Here is a 20226-nt window from a genome sequence, read left to right as displayed (position 1 = left end):
ATGAAGATCGAGAACGGCACATTCATGATCACCGGAGGCGTCAGCCTCGTCGGCTCTCACATCACCGAGCAGCTGCTTGAACAGGGCGCCAGACAAGTCATCCTGTTCGACAATTATTCGCTCGGCTCGCCCGACATGATCGCCGACATCCTCAAGGACCCGCGCGTCAAGCTGGTGCGTGGCGACATCCTCAGAACCAACGAGCTCTACGACAACCTCGAGGGTGTCGATGGCGTCTTCATGGTTGCGGCCTTCCTGACGCTGCCGCTCAGCCAGAACCCGCAGCTCGGACTCTCGGTCAATGTCCAAGGCCAGATCAGCGTGCTGGAAGCCTGCCGCTACCGCGGCGTGAAGCGCGTGGTGCTGTCGTCCTCCATCGCCACCTATGGTGACCCCAAGGCCGACCTCATCGACGAGACGCATCCCTTTGAATGGCAGAGCCTGTCGCCCGCGGGCGTGCTCTATGGCGCGTCCAAGATCATGGGCGAGAACCTCCTGCGCCTCTACCACCAGCGCCATGGCATCGGCACCGTTTCGCTGCGCTATTCCAGCGTCTACGGCGAGCGCCAGCACTACCGCGGGGTCAATGCACTCTACATCATCGAGACCTACGACAAGATCCTCAAGAACGAGCGTCCGACCATCCCCGACGACGGCTCAGAGGTGCATGACTACGTCCATGCCGGCGACGTGGCGAGGGCCAACATTATGGCCATGGCCAGCGACGTGTCAGGCGAAAGCTTCAACGTCTGCACCGGCAAGGCGACGACCTTGAACGATCTCGTCGACATCGTCCTCAAGATCACCGGCTCGGACCTGAAGCCGGAATACAAGACCGATCCGAACGCGGTGCGCGTCACCACATCCGACAAGCTTAACCTCAGCGTCGAGAAGATAAAGAAAGCCATCGGCTGGGAGCCGAAGGTTAGCCTCGAAGAGGGCGTCCGCCGCGTGATAAAGTGGCGGGAGTCACAAGCCAGCAAAGCCTGACAACCAAAAAAGCAAAACGTGACGGATCCGGAGGAAGCAGATGTTCAAATATGGATTGAGTGCCCTGGCGCTCTGCGTCGCCTTCGCGGGCGGCGCACAGGCGCAGGAACAGGAACTGAAGATCGGCGTCATCGCGTCGTTGTCCGGCGCGGGCGCCACCTGGGGCCTTGCCATGAAGGGCGCGGCGGAACTGGCCGCCGAGGACGTCAACAAGGAAGGCGGCCTGGAGGTCGGTGGCAAGAAATACAAGGTGAGGATCATCGCCTATGACGACCAGTACAAATCGTCGGAGGCGATCACCGCCGTCAATCGTCTGATCTCCGAGGACAAGGCGAAGTATTTCGTCGGCACGGCAGGCTCGGCTCCCATGGTCGCGGTCCTGCCGATCACCACCAAGGCCAAGGTCATCAACATGACGCTGGCCTTCACCGACAAGGCCACGACGCCCGAGGTGCCCTATTCGTTCCGCTCGGTGCTGCCGACCGGCATCTTCGCCAAGCCGCAGATCGCCTGGGTGGTGGACAAGCTCGGCGCCAAGAAGATCGCCGGCCTGTTCCCCAACGACGAGAGCGGGCAGCAGCTCGCGAAAGACAATGAGGCGGCCTATGAGGCAGCCGGGGCGAAGTTCGTGTCGAAGGAGTTCTTCGAGCGCGAGCGCACCGACTTCACGCCGCTGCTGACGCGCATCCTCGCCAGCGACGCGGAGGCCATCGAACTCGACGGCAATGCGCCCAATACCGCGGGCCTCATCGTCAAACAGGCCCGCGAACTTGGCTGGGACAAGCCGATCATCCGCACCGGCGGCGACGCCACGGCCGATATCATCAACATCGCCGGAGCGCAGTTCGCCGAAGGCGTCTATGTCCACCAGCCGATCGATCCCGAACTGCCCGAGACCAAGGCCTACATCGACCGCTGGAAGAAGACCTACAACACCGAAATGAACGGCTTCTCGCCCTTCTTCTACGTCAACGTCAAGATGCTGTTCGAAGCGATGAAAAAGGCGGGTACGGTCGATGACACCGACAAGGTGCGCGAGGCCATGGTGGCGTTGAAGGACTTCCCCTCCGCGCTCGGTCCGGTGGGCTGGACCGGCGAGGAGCTGTTCGGGATCAACCATCAGCTCAGCGCACCCTTCTACATCGGGCAGATCAAGGGCGGAAAATCCGAGATCGTCGCCCGTTGCACGAGTGCCGGCTGCGAATAAGCCGCTCATGCGGGAGGGCGGCGCCTTCAACGCCGACCTCCCAAGCCCGGTTTGGGCCTGACCTTTTCCCTGTGGAGTCCTCTATGACGCAGAAGCGCCTTTGCATCACGACCCTTGCAGTCCTTTCCCTTCTGTCCGCACCCGCCGTGGCACAGGAAACAATAAAGCTTGGAGTGCTCGTCTCCCTAAGCGGAGCCGGCGCTACCTGGGGGCTGGCCATGAAAGGCGCGGCTGAGCTCGCGGCCGAGGACATCAACAACGAGGGTGGCCTCGATGTCGGCGGCAAGAAATATAAGATCGACATCGTCGCATATGACGATCAGTACAAATCCTCGGAAGCCATCACGGCGGCCAACCGCCTGATCTCACAGGACGGCATCAAGTTCATGATGGGCCCCATGGGATCGGCACCGGCCGTCGCCATCATGCCCATCACGACACAGGCAAAGGTGCTGACCTCCACCATGGCCTTCACCGACAAGGCCATGAACAAGGACACGCCCTATTCCTTCCGACCGGTGCTTCCGTCCTCGCTCTTCTCAGGCCCGCAGGCAAAATGGGTCGTCAAAAAACTGGGCATCACCAAGATCGCCGGCTTTTATCCCAACGACGAAACCGGGCAGGCCCTGCTCAAGGACAATGAAGAGGCCTATACGGCCGCCGGTGCGAGCTTCGTCATCAAGGAGACTTTCGAGCGCGAGCGCACAGACTTCACCCCGCTTCTGACCCGCGTGATCGCCTCTGATGCGGAGGCCATCGAGCTCAGCGGAAACTCGCCCCAGACCGCTGGTCTGATCGTCAAGCAGGCGCGCGAATTCGGCTGGGACAAGCCCATCATCCGCACCGGAGGCGATGCCACGGCTGATATCATCAACGTGGCCGGCGCTCAGTTCGCGGAAGGCGTCTATGTGCACCAGCCCCTGAATGCCGAACTGCCGGAAACCAAGGGCTACATCGATCGCTGGAAGGCCCGGTACAAGACCGAGGTGAACGGCTTCTCACCCTTCTTCTACGTCAACATGAAGATGTTGTTCGAGGGCATCAAAAAGGCCGGCACCGTGGACGATACGGACAAGATCCGCGCCGCCATGCTGGAGCTGAAGGACTATCCATCCGTGCTCGGCCCGGTCAGTTGGACCGGCGAGCAGAAATACGGGATCAACCACCAGCTCAACGCACCCTTCTATATCGGCCAGATCAGGGGCGGCAAATCGGTGACGATCGCCACCTGCGATATCGACGACTGCAAGTGATGCGAAGACCGGGGTGGCCGAAATGCTGCCCCGCACGGCCTGATGAACTCACGAAGCCCCTTTCGCGGAGACGCAGATGCGTGGATCACTCATTGCCCTGGCCGCAGCCGGGCTTATCGCCACCGGCGCTCAGGCGCAGGAAGAACTCAAGATCGGTGTCCTCGTGACCCTCAGCGGCGCCGGAGCCACCTGGGGCAACGCCATGAAGGGCGCGGCAGAGCTCGCCGCGGAGGATGTCAACAAGGCCGGCGGCCTCGATGTCGGCGGCAAAAAATACAAGATCCGCCTCATCTCCTATGACGATCAGTTCAAGAGTTCGGAAGCCATCACGGCCATGAACCGGCTGATCGCCGAAGACAAGGTGAAGATCGTCATGGGCCCCATGGGATCGGCCCCGGCCGTGGCGCTGGCGCCTATTACTTCTCAGGCCAAGGTCATCACCATCACCATGGCTTTTACGCCAAAGGCTATGAATGCCGATACGCCCTATGCCTTCCGGCCCGTTCTTCCAACCGGCATCTTCGCCAAGCCGCAGGCCGACTGGGTGGTGAAGAAGCTCGGCGTCACCAAGATCGCTGGCCTTTTTCCCAACGATGAGACCGGCCAGGCGATCTTCAAGGACAACGAGATCGCCTATGAGGCGGTCGGCGCCAAGTTCGTCGCCAAGGAAGTGTTCGAGCGCGAGCGCACCGACTTCACTCCGCTGCTCATCCGCATAATGTCGACCGATGCCGAGGCCATCGAGCTCGATGGCAACTCGCCGCAGACGGCCGGGCTCATCGTCAAGCAGGCGCGTGAGCTTGGCTGGGACAAGCCCATCATCCGGACGGGTGGGGACGCAACCGCCGACATCCTGTCCGTGGCCGGCAAGGAGGCGGCGGAAGGCGTCTATGTGCACCAGCCGCTGAATCTCGGCATGCCGGAGACCAAGGCATTCGTGGACCGCTGGAAGGAGACCTACAAGACCGAGATCAACGGCTTTACTCCCTTCTTCTACGTCAACATGCATATGCTGTTCGAAGGCATGAAGAAGGCCGGCACCGTGGACGACACGGACAAGATCCTCGAGGCCACGCTGGCGCTGAAGGATTTCCCTTCCGTGCTTGGCCCTGTCAACTGGACCGGCAAAGAACAGTTCGGACGCAATCACCAACTCAGCGCCCCCTTCTACGTCGGCCAGATCCGCAATGGCCAGGCTGAAACCATCGCCACCTGCGACGCCAATACTTGCAAGTGATCCGCCGGCGGGGCCCGCACGCGGGGACCAGCTGACCCGACTCTACCTCCTAACGGGAGCCCATGTTTTGACCGGAACTCTCATCGCCCAATCGCTCGTGAACGGGGTCGTGCTCGGCATGACCTATGTTCTCGTGGCGCTCGGCTTCACACTCATCTTCGGCATCATGCGCATGGTGAACTTCGCTCATGGCGAGTTCTACATGCTGGGCGCCTTCGTCACCTTCTTCGCCTTCGCGCAGTTCCAGATCCCCTTTATTGTTTCACTGGCAATCGCGGCGATCATCATCGGCTGTTTCGGTATGCTGATAGAGAGGGTGATCTTCCGGCCATTCCGGGGCAACGAACTCAACGGCATGATCGCCGCGCTGGGCCTTGCGATCATCATCCAGAACGCGGCCCTGATCATGTGGGGCGCCGACCCGAAGCCCATGCCGTCGGTGGCGACAGGCATCCTCAAGCTCGGTCCGCTGATCTTCCCGTGGTCTCGCCTCTATGTGATCGGCGCCGCAGCAGTCATCATCGCTCTGTTCTATGTGGTGATCACCCATACCTCGCTCGGCCGGGCCATGCGGGCCGTGGCTCAGGACACCGAGATCGCCCTTGTCCAGGGCATACGTGCGGAGCGCATCTACCCCTTCGCCTTCGGGCTCAGCGTCGCCCTCGCAGCATTGGCCGGCGGCCTGATGGGGCCGGTCTTCGGCGTGTCACCCACCGTGGGTCTCGCGCCCATGCTCAAGGCCTTCATCGTCGTCATCATCGGCGGGCTCGGCAGCATTCCAGGCGCTTTGCTCGGCGGCCTCCTACTGGGCATCGTGGAAAGCTTTGCAAGCACCTTCCTTGGCGCGACCGTGTCGGACTTCCTGCTTCTTGCCCTGGTCATGCTGGTCCTGATCTTCCGCCCCTGGGGCCTCATGGGAGTGCGTGAAGCATGAGCATCAGCCAGACAACGGAAGTACCGAACGCCGATCATATGCCCGCCGCGACGCAGGGCCGCCACGTCTGGCGGAACTTCATCATCGTGGCGGTGGCCGTGGCCGTCGTCCCACTCATCACCTCCAGCCAATACTACCTGCATGTCGCAATCCTGGTGTTGATCAACTCCACCTTCTCCACCAGCCTCTCCATCATCGCTCGCACCGGCCAGCTTTCACTGTGCCATGCCGGCTTCGCCAGCGTTGGCGGTTACATCTCGGCTCTGGGTGCCATGCGTCTCGGCATACCGCCCGTCTTCGGCATCTTCATCGGCGGCGCCGTCGCCGGTCTGGTGGCGCTTCCTCTCGGCTGGATCATCCTGCGGCTGCGAGGCGTCTACTTCGTCCTCGTGACCTTCACCTTCGGCCAGTTGCTGACGCTTCTGGCGCTCGACCTGCAGTCGATCACCGAAGGCGCCAACGGTCTGGTCGGTGTGCCGCCGCTGTCGATCTTCGGATATGCCTTCGTCGACCGCGTGCCCTTCTACTATCTCGCCGCAGGTTTCGCTGGCCTCGTCTTCCTCTTCACCTGGCGTCTTCTGGGCGCGCCCGCCGGGCGAAACTTCACCTGTGTGGAGGAGAATCTGCAGCTGGCCGAATCGACCGGCATCGATACACGCAAGACGCAGGTGATCGCCTTCGTCATCGGCAGCTTCATCGCCGGCATGGGCGGCGCGCTGATGACGCATTACATCCGCTATATCTCGCCTGACTCCTTCACCTTCTGGAGCTCCGTCGCCTTCATCACGATGATGGTGGTGGGTGGCCGATGGGCGCTTGCTGGTCCTTTCATAGGCGCCCTTATCATCACACCTCTGCCCGAGCTCCTGCGGGACACGGGCGGCTTCCAGCACATCATCTACGGTGCGATCCTGATCCTCGTGCTGCAGTTCCTGCCCGACGGCATTGCGAGCATTTCCCAGCGAGTGAAAGCCATAAGCAGAAGGAGGGCACAGCCGTGAGCGCCTCTCTGGAAGTCCAGAACGTCGGGAAATATTTTGGCGGCCTAAAGGCCCTCAACGGCGTCAACTTCACTATCCAACCCGGCCAGATCTTCGGACTGATCGGTCCCAATGGCGCCGGCAAGACCACAGCCTTCAACGTCATCAGCGGCGTGCTTCCGCCTTCAAAGGGCGACATCCGCCTCAACGGCGAGAGCATCGTCGGCAAGAAGCCGAGCCGCATCGTCGACAAGGGACTGGTCCGCACCTTTCAGCAGACTATGGTGTTCCCCGGCCGAACTGTGCTGGAGAACGTCATCGCCGGCGCCATGGTGAAGGAAGAGATCTCGCTGGCAGCGTCGATCTTCGACACCAAGGCGGCGCAAGATGCCCGCAACCGTGCCGAGGAACATGCCTGGGAGGCCCTCAACCTCCTTGGCATCGGCCACCAGGCTCATATCCGCGCCGGAGATTTGCCCTACGGCCACCAGCGGCGCCTCGGCGTTGCCGTCGCTCTGTCAACGCGGCCCAGCATCCTCCTCATGGATGAGCCAGCCGCCGGCCTCAACCCGGAGGAAAAGGCCGACATGGCGCGCGCCATCACCTCCATCCGCGAGGCACGCAACCTCACCATCCTCCTGGTCGAGCATCACATGAAGATGGTGATGGGCCTGTGCGATCGCATCGCCGTTCTCAATTACGGCGAGATGATCGCGGAAGGCTCGCCCGCCGAAATCCGGTCCAACCCCAAGGTCATCGAGGCCTACCTCGGAAAGGATGACTACGAGTGAGCATCCTCGAACTCTCCAATGTCAGCGTGTCCTACGGCCCCGTGGTCGCGGTCCATGACGTTTCGCTCTCGGTGCCCAAGGGCAAGATCCTCGCGATCATCGGCGCCAATGGTGCCGGCAAGAGCTCCACGCTCAAGGCAATCATCGGGCTCATCAAGCCCCGATCCGGCGAAATCCGCTTCGAGGGCGAGCGCATCGACGGCCTGTCGGCGCCCGATATCGTGGCGCGCGGCATTGCCCTGTCGCCCGAAGGCCGCCGGGTCTTCCCGCGCATGAGCGTGATGGAAAACCTCACTCTCGGCGGCTACCTTCAGCGTGACAAAGGCGTTGTCTCCCGCACGCTGGAGCTGATCTTCCATCACTTCCCGCGGCTGAAGGAGCGGCGTTCCCAGGCGGCAGGCTCGCTGTCAGGCGGCGAGCAGCAGATGCTGGCGATCGGCCGCGCGCTCATGGCCCAGCCACGCCTTCTCCTTCTGGACGAGCCCTCGCTCGGTCTCGCACCGATCATGGTTCAGGAGGTGGCCCGGGTGATCGTCGACATCAACAAGAGCGAAGGCATCTCCGTCGCGCTTGTGGAGCAGAACGCCAAGCTTGCCCTGAAACTCAGTCATGAGGCCGTGGTGCTGGAAAGCGGCGAGGTGGCACTCGGCGGCACCGGCGAAGAACTTCTCACAAGCGAATATGTGCAGAAGGCTTACCTCGGCGTGTGACGCCTTCAAAAACCAACATGCAGGAGTGACGTGCCGTGCAGTCGATTTTCCTCATCATGGACATGATCAACGACCTTGTGGGCGAGGACGCATCGGGCCCCAAGGGCTTCAAGAAGGAAGTCGAAAGGCGCGATCTCATCGCCAACATCAAACGTGCCCGCGAAAAGGCCGATGCGGCCGGGGCGGCCGTCGGTTACGTGCGGCTCGGCTTCTCGCCGGATTATCGGGAATGCCCGGAGCACTCGCCGCAGTTCGGTGCGGCCAAGAAGAACGGCCTCTTCAAGCTCGGCAGCTGGGGCACGGAAGTCTGTCCGGAGCTGGCACCGCGACCCGGCGACTACGACATCGTCAAGCATCGCGTCAGCGCCTTCTTCGGAACGAACCTCACTCCGCTGCTCGGCGCCAACGGCATCCGGCGGCTCTATCTGTCAGGCGTTTCCACCACCTATGTGGTGCAGGCCACCGCCCGCGACGCCCATGACCGGGACTATGAAGTCGTGGTGCTGGACGATTGCTGCGCGGCCTTGAGCGAAGAAGAGCACGAGTGGTCCATCAAGGCACTGTCGCGGCCCGCGAAGATCGCTACCTCGCATGACGTGACATTCTGATCACCGTCCGCGCACTCAAGTCATCAGGAGAATGCAATGACCGACGAGAAGATTGCCGTCATCGGCATGGGGCAGATGGGTTCCGCCATGGCCGAACGACTGATCGACAGCGGCTATGATGTCCTCGGCAGCGATATCAGCCCGGATATCCGCAAGGCCTTGGCCGATCGTGGCGTGCCCGTTACCGAGGATGTTGCCAAGGCGCTGGCGGGGCGCAAGATCGTGCTCTCAAGTCTGCCGAACCCGGTGGCGGCACGCGCGGCTTTTCTGGGCCCGGACGGCGCATTTGCCAAGGCGGACAAAGGCAGCGTCTTCATCGATCTGTCGACGCTCGATCCCGCCAGCATGAAGGAGCTGAACGAGGCGGCGAAGGCCGCTGGCCACGAGATGGTGGACTGCCCCGTCAGCGGCAGCCCAGCGGAGGCACGCCAGGGTAAACTTGTGCTCATCGCCGGCGGCAACCGGGCGACCATCGACAGGCTGGAGCCGCTGCTCCTGAAGCTCGGCTCAAGCTGGTTTTACACGGGCGATGTCGGCACCGCCAAAGTGGTCAAGATCGTCAACAACATGATGTCCATGGGCAATGTGCTGGTGGCGGCCGAGAGCTTCGCGCTCGGCACCGCAGCGGGTGTCGATGCGCAGATCCTTTATGACGTGATCGCCAACAGCGGCGGGCGCTCGCATCATTTCACCAAGCGCTTTCCGAATGCTCTGAAGGGCAATTTCGCCCCCGGCTTCAAGATGGAGCTAGGCGAGAAGGATCTGGCGCTCGGCATTGAGCTTGGCCGCACGCTGCATCAGCCGACACCGGCGGCATCTGCCGTACGCGAGATGTTTTCCGTGGCCATGGCCGAGGGATATCGCGGCCAGGACATCGTCGCCCTGCTCGACATGTACAACAAGTGGGCGGAGAAGGTGAAAGCCTAGGCTCAGGATCCACCGATCCAGACCGGGAGTGGCGGCATCTCGATCTGCCCTCAGATGCCTCGAATCGTATTGCGCTTCTGAAGACCCGAACCCTCACGGCTTCAACGAGCGATGTCGACGATGCCGCCATGGGCTGCTTGAACTATTCCGACAATGCGAGCGGCTGCTGAACGCAGATCGTTCTCAGCGCGAAGTTCGATCGAACATTTGAAATCATCTCCATCGTCAGGATGTGCTCAGTCAGCACACGTTCATAAGCCGCGTGATCGGCAACAACCACTTCGGCCAGAAAGTCCGCGTTGCCTGATACCATGTGGCACGAAACGAGCCCTGGTATGGCGGCGAGGCGCTCCTGAACGGCATCGGCGTTTTGCTTTGAATGCCGGTCGACGGATATCTCAATGAAAACAGTCGTCGTCAGACCTACCGCGGCCCGATCAACATCAGCTCGGTAGCCCTTGATAATGCCCGCCTCTTCCAGAAGCCGCACACGCCTCAGGCAAGGCGAAGGCGACAATCCGACCCTGTCCGCCAGCTCGACATTGGTCAGGCGGCCGTCCCGCTGAAGTTCAGCAACAATCTTTTTGTCTATCCGATCCATTGTGGCACACCATGCTAAGAAGGCCGCATAAAATCAACAGACATGCCAAGACTTGGAATTTTCTGGACTCAAGTTCGGCAGGACCTGCTCTCCCCCAGCACGTTAAGATCTTCCCGTGCGAACAGCATCGGAAGCAACGGAATAATCCGGGGCTTCCTCTGAGACAGGAGCTAGTTGATGATCACGCGCATCTGGCACGGCTGGGCCACCCACAAGAACGCTGATTCCTATGAAACCATTGTCCGGACTGAAGTCATTCCTGGCATTCTTGCAAAAAAGATCAACGGGTTCAGGCGCATTGAACTGATGCGGCGCGAGCGCCAGGAGGATGTGGAGTTTGTGACCGTGATGTGGTTCGACAATCTGGACGCGGTAAAAGCGTTTGTGGGGCCGGACTACGAAACCGCCTATGTCCCGAACAATGCTCGCCAGGCGCTTGCGCGTTTCGATGCACAAGCCCAGCGTTACGACATTCTGGACGTGCAGGATAACGGCTGACGTTCATCCGGTATGGAGCGAAGCAGTCTGCCGCTAACGTTCTGCCATTCTGATCACGAAGTCCGCCCGCTCATCCACCGTCGCGCGCGGCACTTCGACGAGTTCGTATCCGAGCGCCCCGTAGGTACGCACCATGGTGTCATAGGTGCGCGCGGCCACCTCCAGCGTCTGCTTGCGCTCCGCATCCTGGCCGAAGATCTCCGGCCAGGGCGGGCAGAGAAAGACGCGTGGCGCGTAAAGCAACGTCTGTGCGGCACGCGACGCATGGCACGGGACGGGGATATCTTCGAGTTCGAGATAACCAACGACATCGGGCACGCCGCGATCGAAGAAGACGACGTTTCGGCTCCCCATCTTGTCCCGATAGCTGCGCATCTCCCACGACAGCATCAATTCGGCGAACAAGGCTTTGTCGGCCCAGGGCAGCGCCTTGCCTCCGACCGTCTGCTGCTCCTGGATGATCCGGCGCCCCACCTCCTCGGTGGTTTCATATCCGCGCGCGGACAGGGCGCCGATCAGCGTGCTTTTCCCGGAGCCTGGACCGCCGGTGATGACGAAGAAATTGTTCTTGCGTGGCATTGGTTGAACGCGAGCGCGAGAGCACTTGCCGCCTGTCAGTACGCCTGTTCCATGAACACCGGGTCGACCGATCGCCGCCAAACGCCCTCATAGCGCATCAGGAGATCGTCCGCGGCGGTGCGACCGCTGGTGACGATGCCATCCAGTGGTCCAAGGAAGACAGACTCGTCGTCGCCAAAGCTGTCCTGTTTGCCGCGCGCGACGAGGCCAGCGCGCGAGATGTCGAGCGTCTCTCGGGCAATGTCGCCCAGCGTATGGTTGCGGAAGGGCGTGCGAAGTCCCGTTCTCGGCACTTCCCGGCGCAATGTGTCGCGTTCCTCTTCCGTCCAGTCCTTGGCCAGGTCCCAGGCGGCATCCAACGCCGTCTGATCATAGAACAGGCCGGTCCAGAACGCTGAGAGGGCGCAGATGCGGCTTGTGGGACCGGAATCAGCACCCCGCATTTCCAGATAGCGCTTCAGCCGGACCTCGGGGAAGATCGTGCCGAGGTGGTTCGACCAGTCGGAAACCGTCGCGCGCTCGCCCGGCAACTGGGGCAGCCGGCCCTCCAGAAGGTCACGGAACGACGCGCCGGTGACATCGTGATAGGTGTCGCCGCGTTTGACGAAATACATGGGCACATCGAGCGCATAGTCGGTGTATCGCTCAAAGCCCATGCCATCCTCAAAGGCGAACGGCAGCATGCCGGCTCGATTGTTGTCGGTATCGAGCCAGATGTTGGAGCGTTCCGACAGATAGCCGTTGGGGCGCCCCTCCGTGAAGGGAGAGTTGGAGAAGAGCGCGGTGGCGACGGGTTGCAGCGCCAGGCTCATCCTCAGCTTCTTGACCATATCCGCTTCGGAGGAGAAGTCGAGATTCACCTGGACCGTCGAGGTACGATACATCATGTCGAGGCCGCGGGTGCCGACCTTGGGCATGTAGCCAGTCATGATGTCATAGCGGCGCTTAGGCATCCTAGGTGTGCGCGCCAGGGTCCAGGACGGGCTCATGCCGAGGCCGAGAAAGCCGATGCCGAGAGGGGCGGCCACCTGCCGCAACTGCGCGAGATGCGCATGAAGCTCTCGGCAGGTCTGCTGGATCGTTTCGACCGGCGCTCCGGACAGCTCGAACTGGCCGCCCGGTTCGAGGCTGATGGCGCCGCCACCGGTCACATCCAGCAGGCCAATGATGTGATCGCCCTCGATGATGGGCTCCCAGCCCAGCAGCTTCTGCATGCCATCGAGCAAAGCCGCGATGCCCCGGCGCCCATCATATGGCACCGGTGTATGGTCGGCGATGTAGAAGGGAAATTTCTCGTGTTCGGTGCCGATGCGGAAATCGGCGGGCGCTTTGCAGCCCTTCTCGAACCAGGTGACCAGTTCGTCGCGGGAGGAGATGGGCGTTTCGTCGATGATATCGCGGGCCATGCGGGGTCTCGCGTAGAGGGGTCCGCGAGAGGTAGGCAGTTGAAGGCCCGCCGTCTAGTGGCGGGCCTTAAGTTTCCCGAATCTCACACCATGCCCGCGCCAAGCACCACCACTTCGGTGCCGATCGGAACGCGCGAGTAAAGATCAATAATATCCTGATTTATCAAACGGATGCAGCCCGAAGACACCGCGGTGCCGATGGAATAGGGTTCCCGCGTGCCGTGGATGCGGTACAGCGTGTCGCGGCCGTTCTGATAAAGATAAAGAGCGCGAGCGCCCAGTGGGTTGTCCAGGCCCGGCTCCATGCCGTTGGCCCATTCCGCATTGCGCGGATCACGGGCGATCATATCCTTGGTCGGCGTCCAGCGCGGCCATTCCGCCTTCCGCTGGATGGTTGCGCGCCCGTTCCAGTCCAATCCCTCCTTGCCGACACCGACGCCGTAACGCATCGCCTGCCCGTTCTCCTGGACGAGGTACAGGAACTTGTTGAAGGGATCGACCACCAACGTGCCGGGACGCTCCACGGTCGGATAAGAGACCACCTGGCGGTAGAACATCGGGTTGACACGCGAGATGTCGATGGCCGGCAGAGGGTAGCGCTCGTTGGGGACCGGCCCGTACATCGTGACGTAATAGGGATCCACATAGGGACCTATCGGCTCCTGAGGGGCACTGACGCATGCGGCAGCGACAAGCGGAACACCGAAGACAAAAGCACGGCGGCTCAGAACAGCAGGAGACACTTCATCGACCATAAAGATTCCTTGCAGGAAGGCAGATCCTGCAAACCTTTCATACGTGAGCGTGGGAACACGCGGATATTTCACTGCGGCCTGTCGGTGCAGGACGTGGCCAAAACGTGGCGAAACTCGAAACAGTTTCCTCACGAACCGGTGTGAGGCGTTGAGGTCGGAAGCCTGTGCTTTTTCGGCAACGCCTGTGTCAGGCGCGCACGACCACCGGCGCGTTCATTTCCACCCGCGCATAGAGGTCGATGATGTCCTGGTTGAAGAGCCGGATGCAGCCGGAGGACGCCGCCGTGCCGATCGACTTCGGCTCGTTGGTTCCATGCAGCCGGTAGAGCGTGTCTTTCTGGCCTTCATATAGGTAGAGCGCCCGGGCCCCCAGCGGGTTCTGGATGCCGGGGTCCATACCCTCGCGGTAGGGTTCCAGGCGCGGCTCCCGTTCGATCATTTCCTTCGGCGGAAACCACTTCGGCCATTCGCGCTTGGCGCCAACCCTCGCATTGCCGTTCCAGGCAAAACCTTCGCGCCCGACACCGACGCCGTAGCGCAAGGCCTTGCCGCCCGGCTGAACCAGATAGGCGTAACGGGCCTTGGGATCGACAACGATGGTGCCCGCGGCCTCAGGTCCGGTCCAGGAGACCTCGCTGCGCAGAAAGGCGGGATTGATGGTGGTCGTGTCGATGGCCGGAATACGATATTGGCCTTCAACGACAGGGCCGTACATCTCGGCGTAGCTCATGGCGCGCCACGGACCGGCGGGGCCGCCCCCCGGGCTGACACAGGCTGCGGCAACCAGCGGAATCCCCAGCACGAGGCTGCGACGCGTCAGAGTGGAGGCGGAAGATGTGGTGCAATCAGTGCTCATAGCTGTCCCAGCCCGGCGAGAATCACGATTCTTCACCATTCGCCATGACTACCCCCCCGCTCTCAAGAGGCTGATGAACTTCTTGGCGCTATGGTGTTTTCAGGTCACAGGTGCTGTCCAATCCCCCAGCACCGCCTGAACGACCGTCAAAGCGGCAACAGCCGCGGTGTCCGCCCGCAGGATGCGGGGGCCAAGCGACAACCGGACCACGGACGGCAATCTCAAGAGGCGCGCCCGCTCACTTTCATCGAAGCCGCCCTCAGGGCCCACCAGAACGGCGAGCGGCCCGGCGGGTTTCGCCTGCGCCAGCGTCTCGACCGCGCTGGCGGCGCCCGCGTCCTCGTCGCAGAAGATCATCGTCCGTTCGGGCGGCCATGCGTCGAGCACCTTTTCGAGAGGTGCTGGTTCAGCAATGCCGGGAACATTGAGAATGCCGCATTGCTCCGCGGCCTCGATGGCGTTTGCGCGCATACGTTCGCCGTTGACACGGGAGGCCTGCGTGCGGCGGGTGAAGACGGGCATCAGGCGCGATGCACCCATCTCCACAGCCTTCTCGACCATATAATCAAGCCGGGCATGCTTCAGCGGCGCGAAGACGTACCAAAGATCGCCGGCGTTCTGCTGCGGGCGGACGAGCTCTTCCGCCACTAGCGTCACCCGCCGTTTCGCAATGGCGCTCAGCCGGGACCGCCACTCTCCATCGCGGCCGTTGAACAGCAGCACCTGATCGCCTTCAGCCAGCCGCAGCACGTTCTTCAGGTAATTGGCCTGGCTTCCCTCCAGCACCACGTCGGCGCCGGCTGCGAGAGCCTCCTCCACGTAAAGCCTTTGAGCGGCGAAGTCATAGGAGGCCATGAAGCGGTCACACCCCGCCTGCGAGTTTCGTGGCGAAAAGAGCAATGGTCTTCTGATAGACCTGCGACCGGTTCCAGTGCTGGAACACGGCGAAATTCGCTGTTCCTTCCGTCCAGGGCTGCCCAGGCCGCCAGCCATAGCCGCGCAGGTAATTGGCCGTCGAGGCCAAAACATCCGGGGTGGATCGGATCAGGTCGCGCCGTCCGTTGCCATCGAAGTCAACAGCGAAGCGAATGTACGAGGTTGGCAGGAACTGCGTCTGGCCAAGTTCGCCCGCCCAGGCGCCCCGCATCTCGGCCGGCGTCATGTCGCCGCGATCCACGATCCGCAATGCGTCCAGAAGCTGCCCCTGGAACATCTCGGTGCGGCGGCAATCATGGGCCAGGGTCGCCAGCGAGCGTATGGCCGGCTGCTTACCCATGACGGCGCCAAAATCGGTTTCCAGCCCCCAGATGGCAACGATGACCGGCCCTGGCACGCCGAACCGCTGCTCGATCCGCGCCAACAGGGACGCATGCTGCTTCAAGAGAGCCGCGCCCTTGCGCAGGCGTCCGGCCGTGATGCGATTGGCGGCGAATTGCTGAAAGCTCTGCTTGAACACCTTCTGATTGCGGTCAAGCGAGAGCACCTTCTGGTCAGGCGTCAACCCGGTCAGGGTCGCCGAGACGGTGCGAGGCGATATGCCTGAGGCCACGGCCTCTTGAGCAAAAGCTTCAAGCCAGGCGTTGAAGCCCCCGGGAGGCTGGCACTGGGCGGCAAGAGCTGGAGATGCCCCGCACATGATAAGCAGCGGAATGAGCTTCAGCGAAAAACGCATAGAAACAGGCCGCGACATGAAACCCCCTGCATCAGGATAGAGCATGGGCGCTGCATAAGCCCTATGCCTTAAAATTGTGCTAGGAGGCGTGCTCAAGAGCTTGCGAGCAGTCCCTCCTGAAGGCATTTCGCCGTCATGATTGAATCAAACGCCACCATCGTCGCGGACGCCGTGCCGGGCAACTGGGTCGATCGCCACGCGCCCGTCTGGGCTCGTCCTTATCTTCGGCTGGCGCGGCTCGATCGGCCGATCGGCACCTGGCTCCTGTTCTGGCCCTGCGTATGGGGCGCGGCACTCGCGGCCATCACACTTGGCTTCCCCTGGCCCAATCCGTGGCATATCGCGCTTTGCGCAATCGGTGCGCTCGTCATGCGGGGTGCCGGCTGCACCTACAACGATATCGTCGACCGCGACATCGATGCCCGTGTCGCCCGCACCGCCAGCCGACCGCTTCCCTCCGGCCAGGTCACCCTCAAGGGAGCGGCCGCTTTTCTGGCGGCGCAACTCCTTGTCGGCCTCCTGGTGCTGCTCCAGTTCGACACCTATACCATCATGGTCGGCATGGCCTCGCTGGTGCCGGTCGCCACCTACCCCTTCATGAAGCGGATCACCTGGTGGCCGCAGGTGATGCTCGGCATCTGCTTTTCCTGGGGCGCGCTCGTCGGCTGGTCCGGCACCATGGGTTCCATGGACGCGCCCGCGATCGCGCTCTACCTGGGCGCGCTTCTGTGGACCATCGGCTACGACACCATCTATGCGCTGCAGGACATCGAAGATGACGCCCTCGTCGGGGTTCGGTCCACCGCCCGGCTGTTCGGCACGCGGGTCAAGGCCTGGGTCGGCGTCTTCTATGCCGCGACCATCCTGGTGCTCGGTTCGGCGCTGATCATGTCGGCTGCGGGGCTGACCGCCTTCGTGGGCCTCCTCGCCTTCGCCGCCCACCTGTCCTATCAGGTGGCGGAGGTTCAGCCCGACGATCCGGCCCTGGCGCTGCGGCTCTTCAAGTCCAACCGCAACGCCGGCCTCATCTTCGCCCTTGGCCTCATCGCCGATGCCTATGTCATGACGTTGATCTGACGGACCGCCGGATGCACGCGAAGAGCTTTCATGCCGATGCCAAGCGCTACAGCGCCTTCCGGCCAAACTACACCGGCGGATTGCTGGCGCATCTCGCCCAGGCGCTGGCCGCAGCACCCCCGACGACGGGTCCCGTGCTGGATGTCGGAAGCGGAACCGGCATCTTCACCCGCCAGCTGCGGGAATGCCTGCCGGCGAGCATATCCGTCATCGGCATCGAACCTTCGGATGCCATGCGAGAGAAGGCAATCGATCTTGCGGGGCGCGACACCAACCTGACCTATGCGGCGGGGGCCGCCGAACGATTGCCTGTCGAGGCGACCTCCGCCCGGGCCGTCGTTGCCGCCGCGGCCGCCCATTGGTTCGATCGGCCTGCCTTCTTTGCCGAGGCAGGACGAGTGCTTCGCCCCTCAGGCCCGCTCGCGATCGTGGAGTATGTGCGCGACGAGGCACGATCGCCCGCCGCCGCGGCCCTTATCCGGTTCACCGCCGATCACGGCGGCCCTGCAACCTATGGCCGGCCGGACTATGCGGAAGAGCTGGCGGCACTTGAGAGCTTCACACAGCTCGATGTTTTTCAGGAAACGGCCATTCTTCATCTGACGGCGGAGCAATATATCGGCCTGGCACTCTCTTCGTCCCATGCTCGGCCGGCGATAGAGAAACTCGGCGCCGCGCGCGCGGAAGAGCTGTTGCGCGGTCTTGGAGAAGAACACGCCGGCTCCGACGGCCTCATCCCCTTCGGCTATATCTTTCAATCCTTCATGGTCCGCCGAAGGTGAGCGGGCGTGAGACTTCCTGGCAGGCGGCCAGCCTGGTGTTGTCGCTTGCCGGTCGGTGGCAGCTGGAGCGCGAGATCAGCGGCAATATCTCCATGGAAGGCGGCGCTGTCTTTTCGCCGCACGGCGACGGCGCCCTCCTCTACCATGAGGAGGTTCGCCTGCATCTCGCCGACGGCCAGGAGCTTGACGGCAGCCGCCGCTACTTTTTCAGACAGGCTGGAAACGGGTTCGATGTCTTGTTCGACGAGCGAGTGCCGCGGCTATTCCATCATGTGGAGCTTTCGGCAGCCGGTGCCGAGTTGCGCGGCGGCGCCATCCATTACTGCGGCGCCGATGTCTATGAGAGCATCTATGATTTCAAGCCCGGCGGTTCGTTCCGGGTCCGGCACATGGTGTCGGGGCCACGCAAAGACTATTTGATCGACACGCGCTACCGGCGCTGAAGCCTCAGTTGCGGGCGATGATCTCGCGCTCATCGCGGATGACTTCGGCATCACGGTCGGGATGCCCAGCCTTGCGCCGCATCAGAAAACGCGGGCGGCGTGCGAGAAAGGAACGGCGGCGGCGCGGTCCGGGGCGGGCGATCTGCACCTGACCCAGCCGGCTGTAAGGCTCCGACAGGCGGCCGTCCAGATCCTCGATCAGAAGCGGCAGACCAAGCGTCGATGCCCAGGTCTGCCATTCCGCCACGACATCCGCATCGTGATCGGCCTCATAAAGCGTCACATCCAAAGCGCGGTCGCGATGCGCCAGCACGATGGCGATACGATCGAAATTCTCAGTGATGCCGGGAAGCACTCGCACGGCAACGCCACGGAAGCTGCGCATCGGAAGCCTGATGTTCATGGCTGTACGGCCAACGTGACGCGCCACCATCACTTCCCCGCGATCCAGAAGGATCCGCCGCTCTCCGCCGTCCGCCGCAGCATCGGGAGCCGCGAAGCGAACGGGGAGATGGGCGGGGTCCAGACGGCTTGGACATCCTGACTGTGCAGTGGTTCGACCAAGTTCCATTTGCCCATGCTCCGATTTGACTGTCATCCTGCCGCTGTTTCGCGGCTTATGAGCATGATGCTAGGCAGCTACCTTCCCGATCTGCTTAATTCTTCTGGTTAACCGCAAGTATCCCTATTTCTTGGTTTTTGAAGTCTTTCCGATAATTGAAGAAAACCTTTCCAACACCTGAACAATTGGTTTCCAAGCCGCGACGAAAGGTCTGCGGTCGTCAGCCGTCATATCTTGCCGCGGGCGGGGTGCTCCGCTACTTCATTCGCCATGACTTTCCAGCATCTTCCTGAAGGTCCCTGGTGACCCCAGAGGCAACCGCACCTGACCTCGACCTCCTGGCACCCGCGCTTGATCAGATCATGCGCGAGGCGGGAGAGATCGCCGCCGGCTTCTTTCACCGAGGCGCCCGGCGCTGGGAGAAAGCCGACTCCTCACCCGTGACCGAGGGCGACATCGCGGTCGACACGTTCCTGAAGGCCCGGCTTCCGCCACTCCTCGCGGGATCGGGCTGGCTATCGGAGGAGACCGCGGATACGGCCGAACGGCTTCAGCGGAGCCACGTTTGGGTGGTTGATCCCATCGACGGCACCCGCGCCTTCGCCGACGGCATACCCATGTGGGTGATTTCGGTCGCGCTGGTGGAGCGAGGACGCCCTGTTCTTGCCGCCATATTCAATCCGCTTGCAGACGAATATTTCGAGGCGACCGCCGGTGGCGGAGCAAGGCTCAACGGCCAAGCCATCATGGCCACCTCACCGTCAGGGCTCGCAGGGCTCAGCATCTCGGGACCTGCGCCATTGTTCGACCTCTTCGCCGCGTTCGGCGCGCGCAAGGCACCCTGGGTCTATGCCCTCGCCTATCGCCTGGTGCATGTGGCCGCCGGGCGGATCGATGTCGCCACGGCCCGGACCAATCCCAAGGATTGGGATCTGGCCGCCGCCGATCTTATCCTCCACGAGGCAGGGGCGGTGCTGACGGACCTGCAAGGCCGCGAACTGACCTACAACCGTCTCCAGGTCAGTCATCCCGCGCTGATTGCCGCCGGGCGGGCTATTCACAGCACGCTCGTCACCGCTATAGCTTCCCAGAACCGATCATCTCAAACTTGACTGAGTGAGCCTCTCATGACCGACACTCCGCAAAAGCTCCATCTCGTTTTCGGCGGCGAGCTCGAGAACCCCGATACCGTTCACTTTCACGATCTTTCGACGCTCGACATCGTCGGCATCTTCCCCGATGCGGAAAGCGCGAAGGCAGCCTGGAAGTCCAAGGCGCAGGGTTCGGTCGATAACGCCCATATGCGCTATTTCGTGGTCAACCTGGACCGCAGCCTCAATCCCGACCGCGCGAACTGA

At 62.3% G+C, this 20226-nt stretch carries 24 protein-coding genes and 2 pseudogenes; 17 read left to right on the top strand and 9 right to left on the bottom strand.

All coding sequences use genetic code 11. The features are described from left to right. From IEV58_RS05005 to IEV58_RS18320, 11 genes and pseudogenes are all read left to right on the top strand, one after another. Positions 1 to 990 (top strand): NAD-dependent epimerase/dehydratase family protein, encoded by a 990-nt coding sequence (locus IEV58_RS05005; RefSeq protein ID WP_188408562.1) that lies wholly within the window; start codon positions 1 to 3, stop codon positions 988 to 990. Positions 991 to 1030: 40 nt separating this feature from the next. After that, on the top strand, positions 1031 to 2197 hold the full coding sequence (locus IEV58_RS05000; RefSeq protein WP_188408561.1) for an ABC transporter substrate-binding protein: 1167 nt from the start codon (positions 1031 to 1033) through the stop codon (positions 2195 to 2197). An 83-nt stretch (positions 2198 to 2280) separates the two neighbouring features. Then, positions 2281 to 3450, top strand: coding sequence for an ABC transporter substrate-binding protein (locus IEV58_RS04995; protein ID WP_188408560.1), 1170 nt, complete (start codon positions 2281 to 2283; stop codon positions 3448 to 3450). Between the two features lie 76 nt (positions 3451 to 3526). Next, complete coding sequence (locus IEV58_RS04990; protein ID WP_188408559.1) at positions 3527 to 4687, top strand: ABC transporter substrate-binding protein; 1161 nt, start codon at positions 3527 to 3529, stop codon at positions 4685 to 4687. Between the two features lie 67 nt (positions 4688 to 4754). Continuing rightward, positions 4755 to 5621 carry a branched-chain amino acid ABC transporter permease gene (locus IEV58_RS04985; RefSeq protein WP_229729194.1) on the top strand — a complete coding sequence of 289 codons (867 nt, stop codon included), beginning with the start codon at positions 4755 to 4757 and terminating at the stop codon, positions 5619 to 5621. After that, entirely contained in the window at positions 5618 to 6622 is a 1005-nt protein-coding gene (locus tag IEV58_RS18195) for a branched-chain amino acid ABC transporter permease (RefSeq protein ID WP_229729193.1), read from the top strand. The genes IEV58_RS04985 and IEV58_RS18195 overlap by 4 nt, the downstream gene beginning before the upstream one ends. Beyond that, the gene (locus IEV58_RS04980; RefSeq protein ID WP_229729192.1) at positions 6619 to 7392 is read left to right on the top strand and encodes an ABC transporter ATP-binding protein; all 774 of its coding nucleotides are present in this window, start codon (positions 6619 to 6621) and stop codon (positions 7390 to 7392) included. Before IEV58_RS18195 ends, IEV58_RS04980 begins: the two co-directional genes overlap by 4 nt. After that, on the top strand, positions 7389 to 8102 hold the full coding sequence (locus IEV58_RS04975; protein ID WP_229729191.1) for an ABC transporter ATP-binding protein: 714 nt from the start codon (positions 7389 to 7391) through the stop codon (positions 8100 to 8102). Before IEV58_RS04980 ends, IEV58_RS04975 begins: the two co-directional genes overlap by 4 nt. 35 nt (positions 8103 to 8137) lie before the next feature. Next, positions 8138 to 8710, top strand: a complete 573-nt coding sequence (locus IEV58_RS04970) for a cysteine hydrolase family protein (protein ID WP_229729190.1) — start codon at positions 8138 to 8140, stop codon at positions 8708 to 8710. A gap of 33 nt (positions 8711 to 8743) precedes the next feature. Next, positions 8744 to 9226: pseudogene (locus IEV58_RS18325) on the top strand (NAD(P)-dependent oxidoreductase); the annotation flags it as partial. A 30-nt stretch (positions 9227 to 9256) separates the two neighbouring features. After that, a complete protein-coding gene (locus IEV58_RS18320; protein ID WP_268235566.1) occupies positions 9257 to 9637 on the top strand; it encodes an NAD-binding protein in 381 nt (126 codons plus the stop codon). Positions 9638 to 9779: 142 nt separating this feature from the next. Here the strand turns inward: IEV58_RS18320 and IEV58_RS04960 are convergent, their stop codons facing one another. Both IEV58_RS04960 and IEV58_RS18420 read right to left on the bottom strand, forming a co-directional pair. Beyond that, positions 9780 to 10127, bottom strand: a complete 348-nt coding sequence (locus IEV58_RS04960; protein WP_229729189.1) for an Lrp/AsnC family transcriptional regulator — start codon at positions 10125 to 10127, stop codon at positions 9780 to 9782. A gap of 27 nt (positions 10128 to 10154) precedes the next feature. After that, a pseudogene (locus tag IEV58_RS18420) lies at positions 10155 to 10238 on the bottom strand (AsnC family transcriptional regulator); the annotation flags it as partial. A gap of 177 nt (positions 10239 to 10415) precedes the next feature. Here IEV58_RS18420 and IEV58_RS04955 point away from each other — a divergent pair. Continuing rightward, a complete protein-coding gene (locus IEV58_RS04955) occupies positions 10416 to 10736 on the top strand; it encodes an antibiotic biosynthesis monooxygenase (protein ID WP_188408554.1) in 321 nt (106 codons plus the stop codon). Positions 10737 to 10769: 33 nt separating this feature from the next. On the opposite strand, the gene IEV58_RS04950 is transcribed toward IEV58_RS04955, so the two are convergent. From IEV58_RS04950 to IEV58_RS04925, 6 genes are all read right to left on the bottom strand, one after another. Continuing rightward, positions 10770 to 11315, bottom strand: coding sequence for an AAA family ATPase (locus tag IEV58_RS04950; protein WP_188408553.1), 546 nt, complete (start codon positions 11313 to 11315; stop codon positions 10770 to 10772). 35 nt (positions 11316 to 11350) lie between these two features. Next, complete coding sequence (locus IEV58_RS04945; RefSeq protein WP_188408552.1) at positions 11351 to 12721, bottom strand: glutamate--cysteine ligase; 1371 nt, start codon at positions 12719 to 12721, stop codon at positions 11351 to 11353. An 83-nt stretch (positions 12722 to 12804) separates the two neighbouring features. Continuing rightward, positions 12805 to 13476 carry a L,D-transpeptidase gene (locus IEV58_RS04940; protein WP_188408551.1) on the bottom strand — a complete coding sequence of 224 codons (672 nt, stop codon included), beginning with the start codon at positions 13474 to 13476 and terminating at the stop codon, positions 12805 to 12807. A gap of 187 nt (positions 13477 to 13663) precedes the next feature. Next, positions 13664 to 14332 (bottom strand): L,D-transpeptidase, encoded by a 669-nt coding sequence (locus IEV58_RS04935; protein ID WP_188408550.1) that lies wholly within the window; start codon positions 14330 to 14332, stop codon positions 13664 to 13666. A 99-nt stretch (positions 14333 to 14431) separates the two neighbouring features. Beyond that, entirely contained in the window at positions 14432 to 15187 is a 756-nt protein-coding gene (locus IEV58_RS04930) for a 16S rRNA (uracil(1498)-N(3))-methyltransferase (protein ID WP_188408549.1), read from the bottom strand. 7 nt (positions 15188 to 15194) lie between these two features. After that, complete coding sequence (locus tag IEV58_RS04925; protein WP_229729188.1) at positions 15195 to 16022, bottom strand: lytic murein transglycosylase; 828 nt, start codon at positions 16020 to 16022, stop codon at positions 15195 to 15197. A 117-nt stretch (positions 16023 to 16139) separates the two neighbouring features. On the opposite strand from IEV58_RS04925, the gene ubiA reads away from it, so the two are divergent. The 3 genes from ubiA to IEV58_RS04910 are packed head-to-tail and all read left to right on the top strand — an operon-like array spanning position 16140 to position 18306. Continuing rightward, positions 16140 to 17081 (top strand): 4-hydroxybenzoate octaprenyltransferase, encoded by a 942-nt coding sequence (ubiA, locus tag IEV58_RS04920; protein WP_188408548.1) that lies wholly within the window; start codon positions 16140 to 16142, stop codon positions 17079 to 17081. A gap of 11 nt (positions 17082 to 17092) precedes the next feature. Further along, complete coding sequence (locus tag IEV58_RS04915) at positions 17093 to 17863, top strand: class I SAM-dependent methyltransferase (RefSeq protein WP_188408547.1); 771 nt, start codon at positions 17093 to 17095, stop codon at positions 17861 to 17863. Then, positions 17860 to 18306, top strand: a complete 447-nt coding sequence (locus IEV58_RS04910) for a DUF6314 family protein (RefSeq protein WP_188408546.1) — start codon at positions 17860 to 17862, stop codon at positions 18304 to 18306. Before IEV58_RS04915 ends, IEV58_RS04910 begins: the two co-directional genes overlap by 4 nt. 4 nt (positions 18307 to 18310) lie before the next feature. Here the strand turns inward: IEV58_RS04910 and IEV58_RS04905 are convergent, their stop codons facing one another. Next, complete coding sequence (locus IEV58_RS04905) at positions 18311 to 18877, bottom strand: DUF6101 family protein (protein WP_188408545.1); 567 nt, start codon at positions 18875 to 18877, stop codon at positions 18311 to 18313. A gap of 293 nt (positions 18878 to 19170) precedes the next feature. Here IEV58_RS04905 and IEV58_RS04900 point away from each other — a divergent pair, with 293 nt between their 5' ends. Both IEV58_RS04900 and IEV58_RS04895 read left to right on the top strand, forming a co-directional pair. Next, on the top strand, positions 19171 to 19980 hold the full coding sequence (locus tag IEV58_RS04900; protein ID WP_229729187.1) for a 3'(2'),5'-bisphosphate nucleotidase CysQ: 810 nt from the start codon (positions 19171 to 19173) through the stop codon (positions 19978 to 19980). A gap of 15 nt (positions 19981 to 19995) precedes the next feature. After that, the gene (locus tag IEV58_RS04895; protein ID WP_188408544.1) at positions 19996 to 20226 is read left to right on the top strand and encodes a DUF4170 domain-containing protein; all 231 of its coding nucleotides are present in this window, start codon (positions 19996 to 19998) and stop codon (positions 20224 to 20226) included.

The sequence above is a fragment of the Agaricicola taiwanensis genome (genome assembly GCF_014635245.1).
Lineage (GTDB): Bacteria > Pseudomonadota > Alphaproteobacteria > Rhizobiales > Methylopilaceae > Agaricicola > Agaricicola taiwanensis.
The sequence above is the reverse complement of the archived record's forward strand: the minus strand, read 5'-3'. Positions and strand labels throughout refer to the sequence as shown.

Excerpts from the sequence above, each read along its gene's own strand:
- IEV58_RS04995 (WP_188408560.1), top strand. The coding sequence starts at position 2,281 with ATGACGCAGAAGCGCCTTTGCATCACGACCCTTGCAGTCCTTTCCCTT.
- IEV58_RS18195 (WP_229729193.1), top strand. The coding sequence starts at position 5,618 with ATGAGCATCAGCCAGACAACGGAAGTACCGAACGCCGATCATATGCCC.
- IEV58_RS04925 (WP_229729188.1), bottom strand. The coding sequence starts at position 16,022 with ATGTCGCGGCCTGTTTCTATGCGTTTTTCGCTGAAGCTCATTCCGCTG.
- IEV58_RS04945 (WP_188408552.1), bottom strand. The coding sequence starts at position 12,721 with ATGGCCCGCGATATCATCGACGAAACGCCCATCTCCTCCCGCGACGAA.
- ubiA (WP_188408548.1), top strand. The coding sequence starts at position 16,140 with ATGATTGAATCAAACGCCACCATCGTCGCGGACGCCGTGCCGGGCAAC.
- IEV58_RS04895 (WP_188408544.1), top strand. The coding sequence starts at position 19,996 with ATGACCGACACTCCGCAAAAGCTCCATCTCGTTTTCGGCGGCGAGCTC.
- IEV58_RS05005 (WP_188408562.1), top strand. The coding sequence starts at position 1 with ATGAAGATCGAGAACGGCACATTCATGATCACCGGAGGCGTCAGCCTC.
- IEV58_RS04940 (WP_188408551.1), bottom strand. The coding sequence starts at position 13,476 with ATGGTCGATGAAGTGTCTCCTGCTGTTCTGAGCCGCCGTGCTTTTGTC.
- IEV58_RS04950 (WP_188408553.1), bottom strand. The coding sequence starts at position 11,315 with ATGCCACGCAAGAACAATTTCTTCGTCATCACCGGCGGTCCAGGCTCC.
- IEV58_RS04930 (WP_188408549.1), bottom strand. The coding sequence starts at position 15,187 with ATGGCCTCCTATGACTTCGCCGCTCAAAGGCTTTACGTGGAGGAGGCT.
- IEV58_RS04955 (WP_188408554.1), top strand. The coding sequence starts at position 10,416 with ATGATCACGCGCATCTGGCACGGCTGGGCCACCCACAAGAACGCTGAT.
- IEV58_RS04915 (WP_188408547.1), top strand. The coding sequence starts at position 17,093 with ATGCACGCGAAGAGCTTTCATGCCGATGCCAAGCGCTACAGCGCCTTC.
- IEV58_RS04990 (WP_188408559.1), top strand. The coding sequence starts at position 3,527 with ATGCGTGGATCACTCATTGCCCTGGCCGCAGCCGGGCTTATCGCCACC.
- IEV58_RS04935 (WP_188408550.1), bottom strand. The coding sequence starts at position 14,332 with ATGAGCACTGATTGCACCACATCTTCCGCCTCCACTCTGACGCGTCGC.
- IEV58_RS04905 (WP_188408545.1), bottom strand. The coding sequence starts at position 18,877 with ATGGAACTTGGTCGAACCACTGCACAGTCAGGATGTCCAAGCCGTCTG.
- IEV58_RS05000 (WP_188408561.1), top strand. The coding sequence starts at position 1,031 with ATGTTCAAATATGGATTGAGTGCCCTGGCGCTCTGCGTCGCCTTCGCG.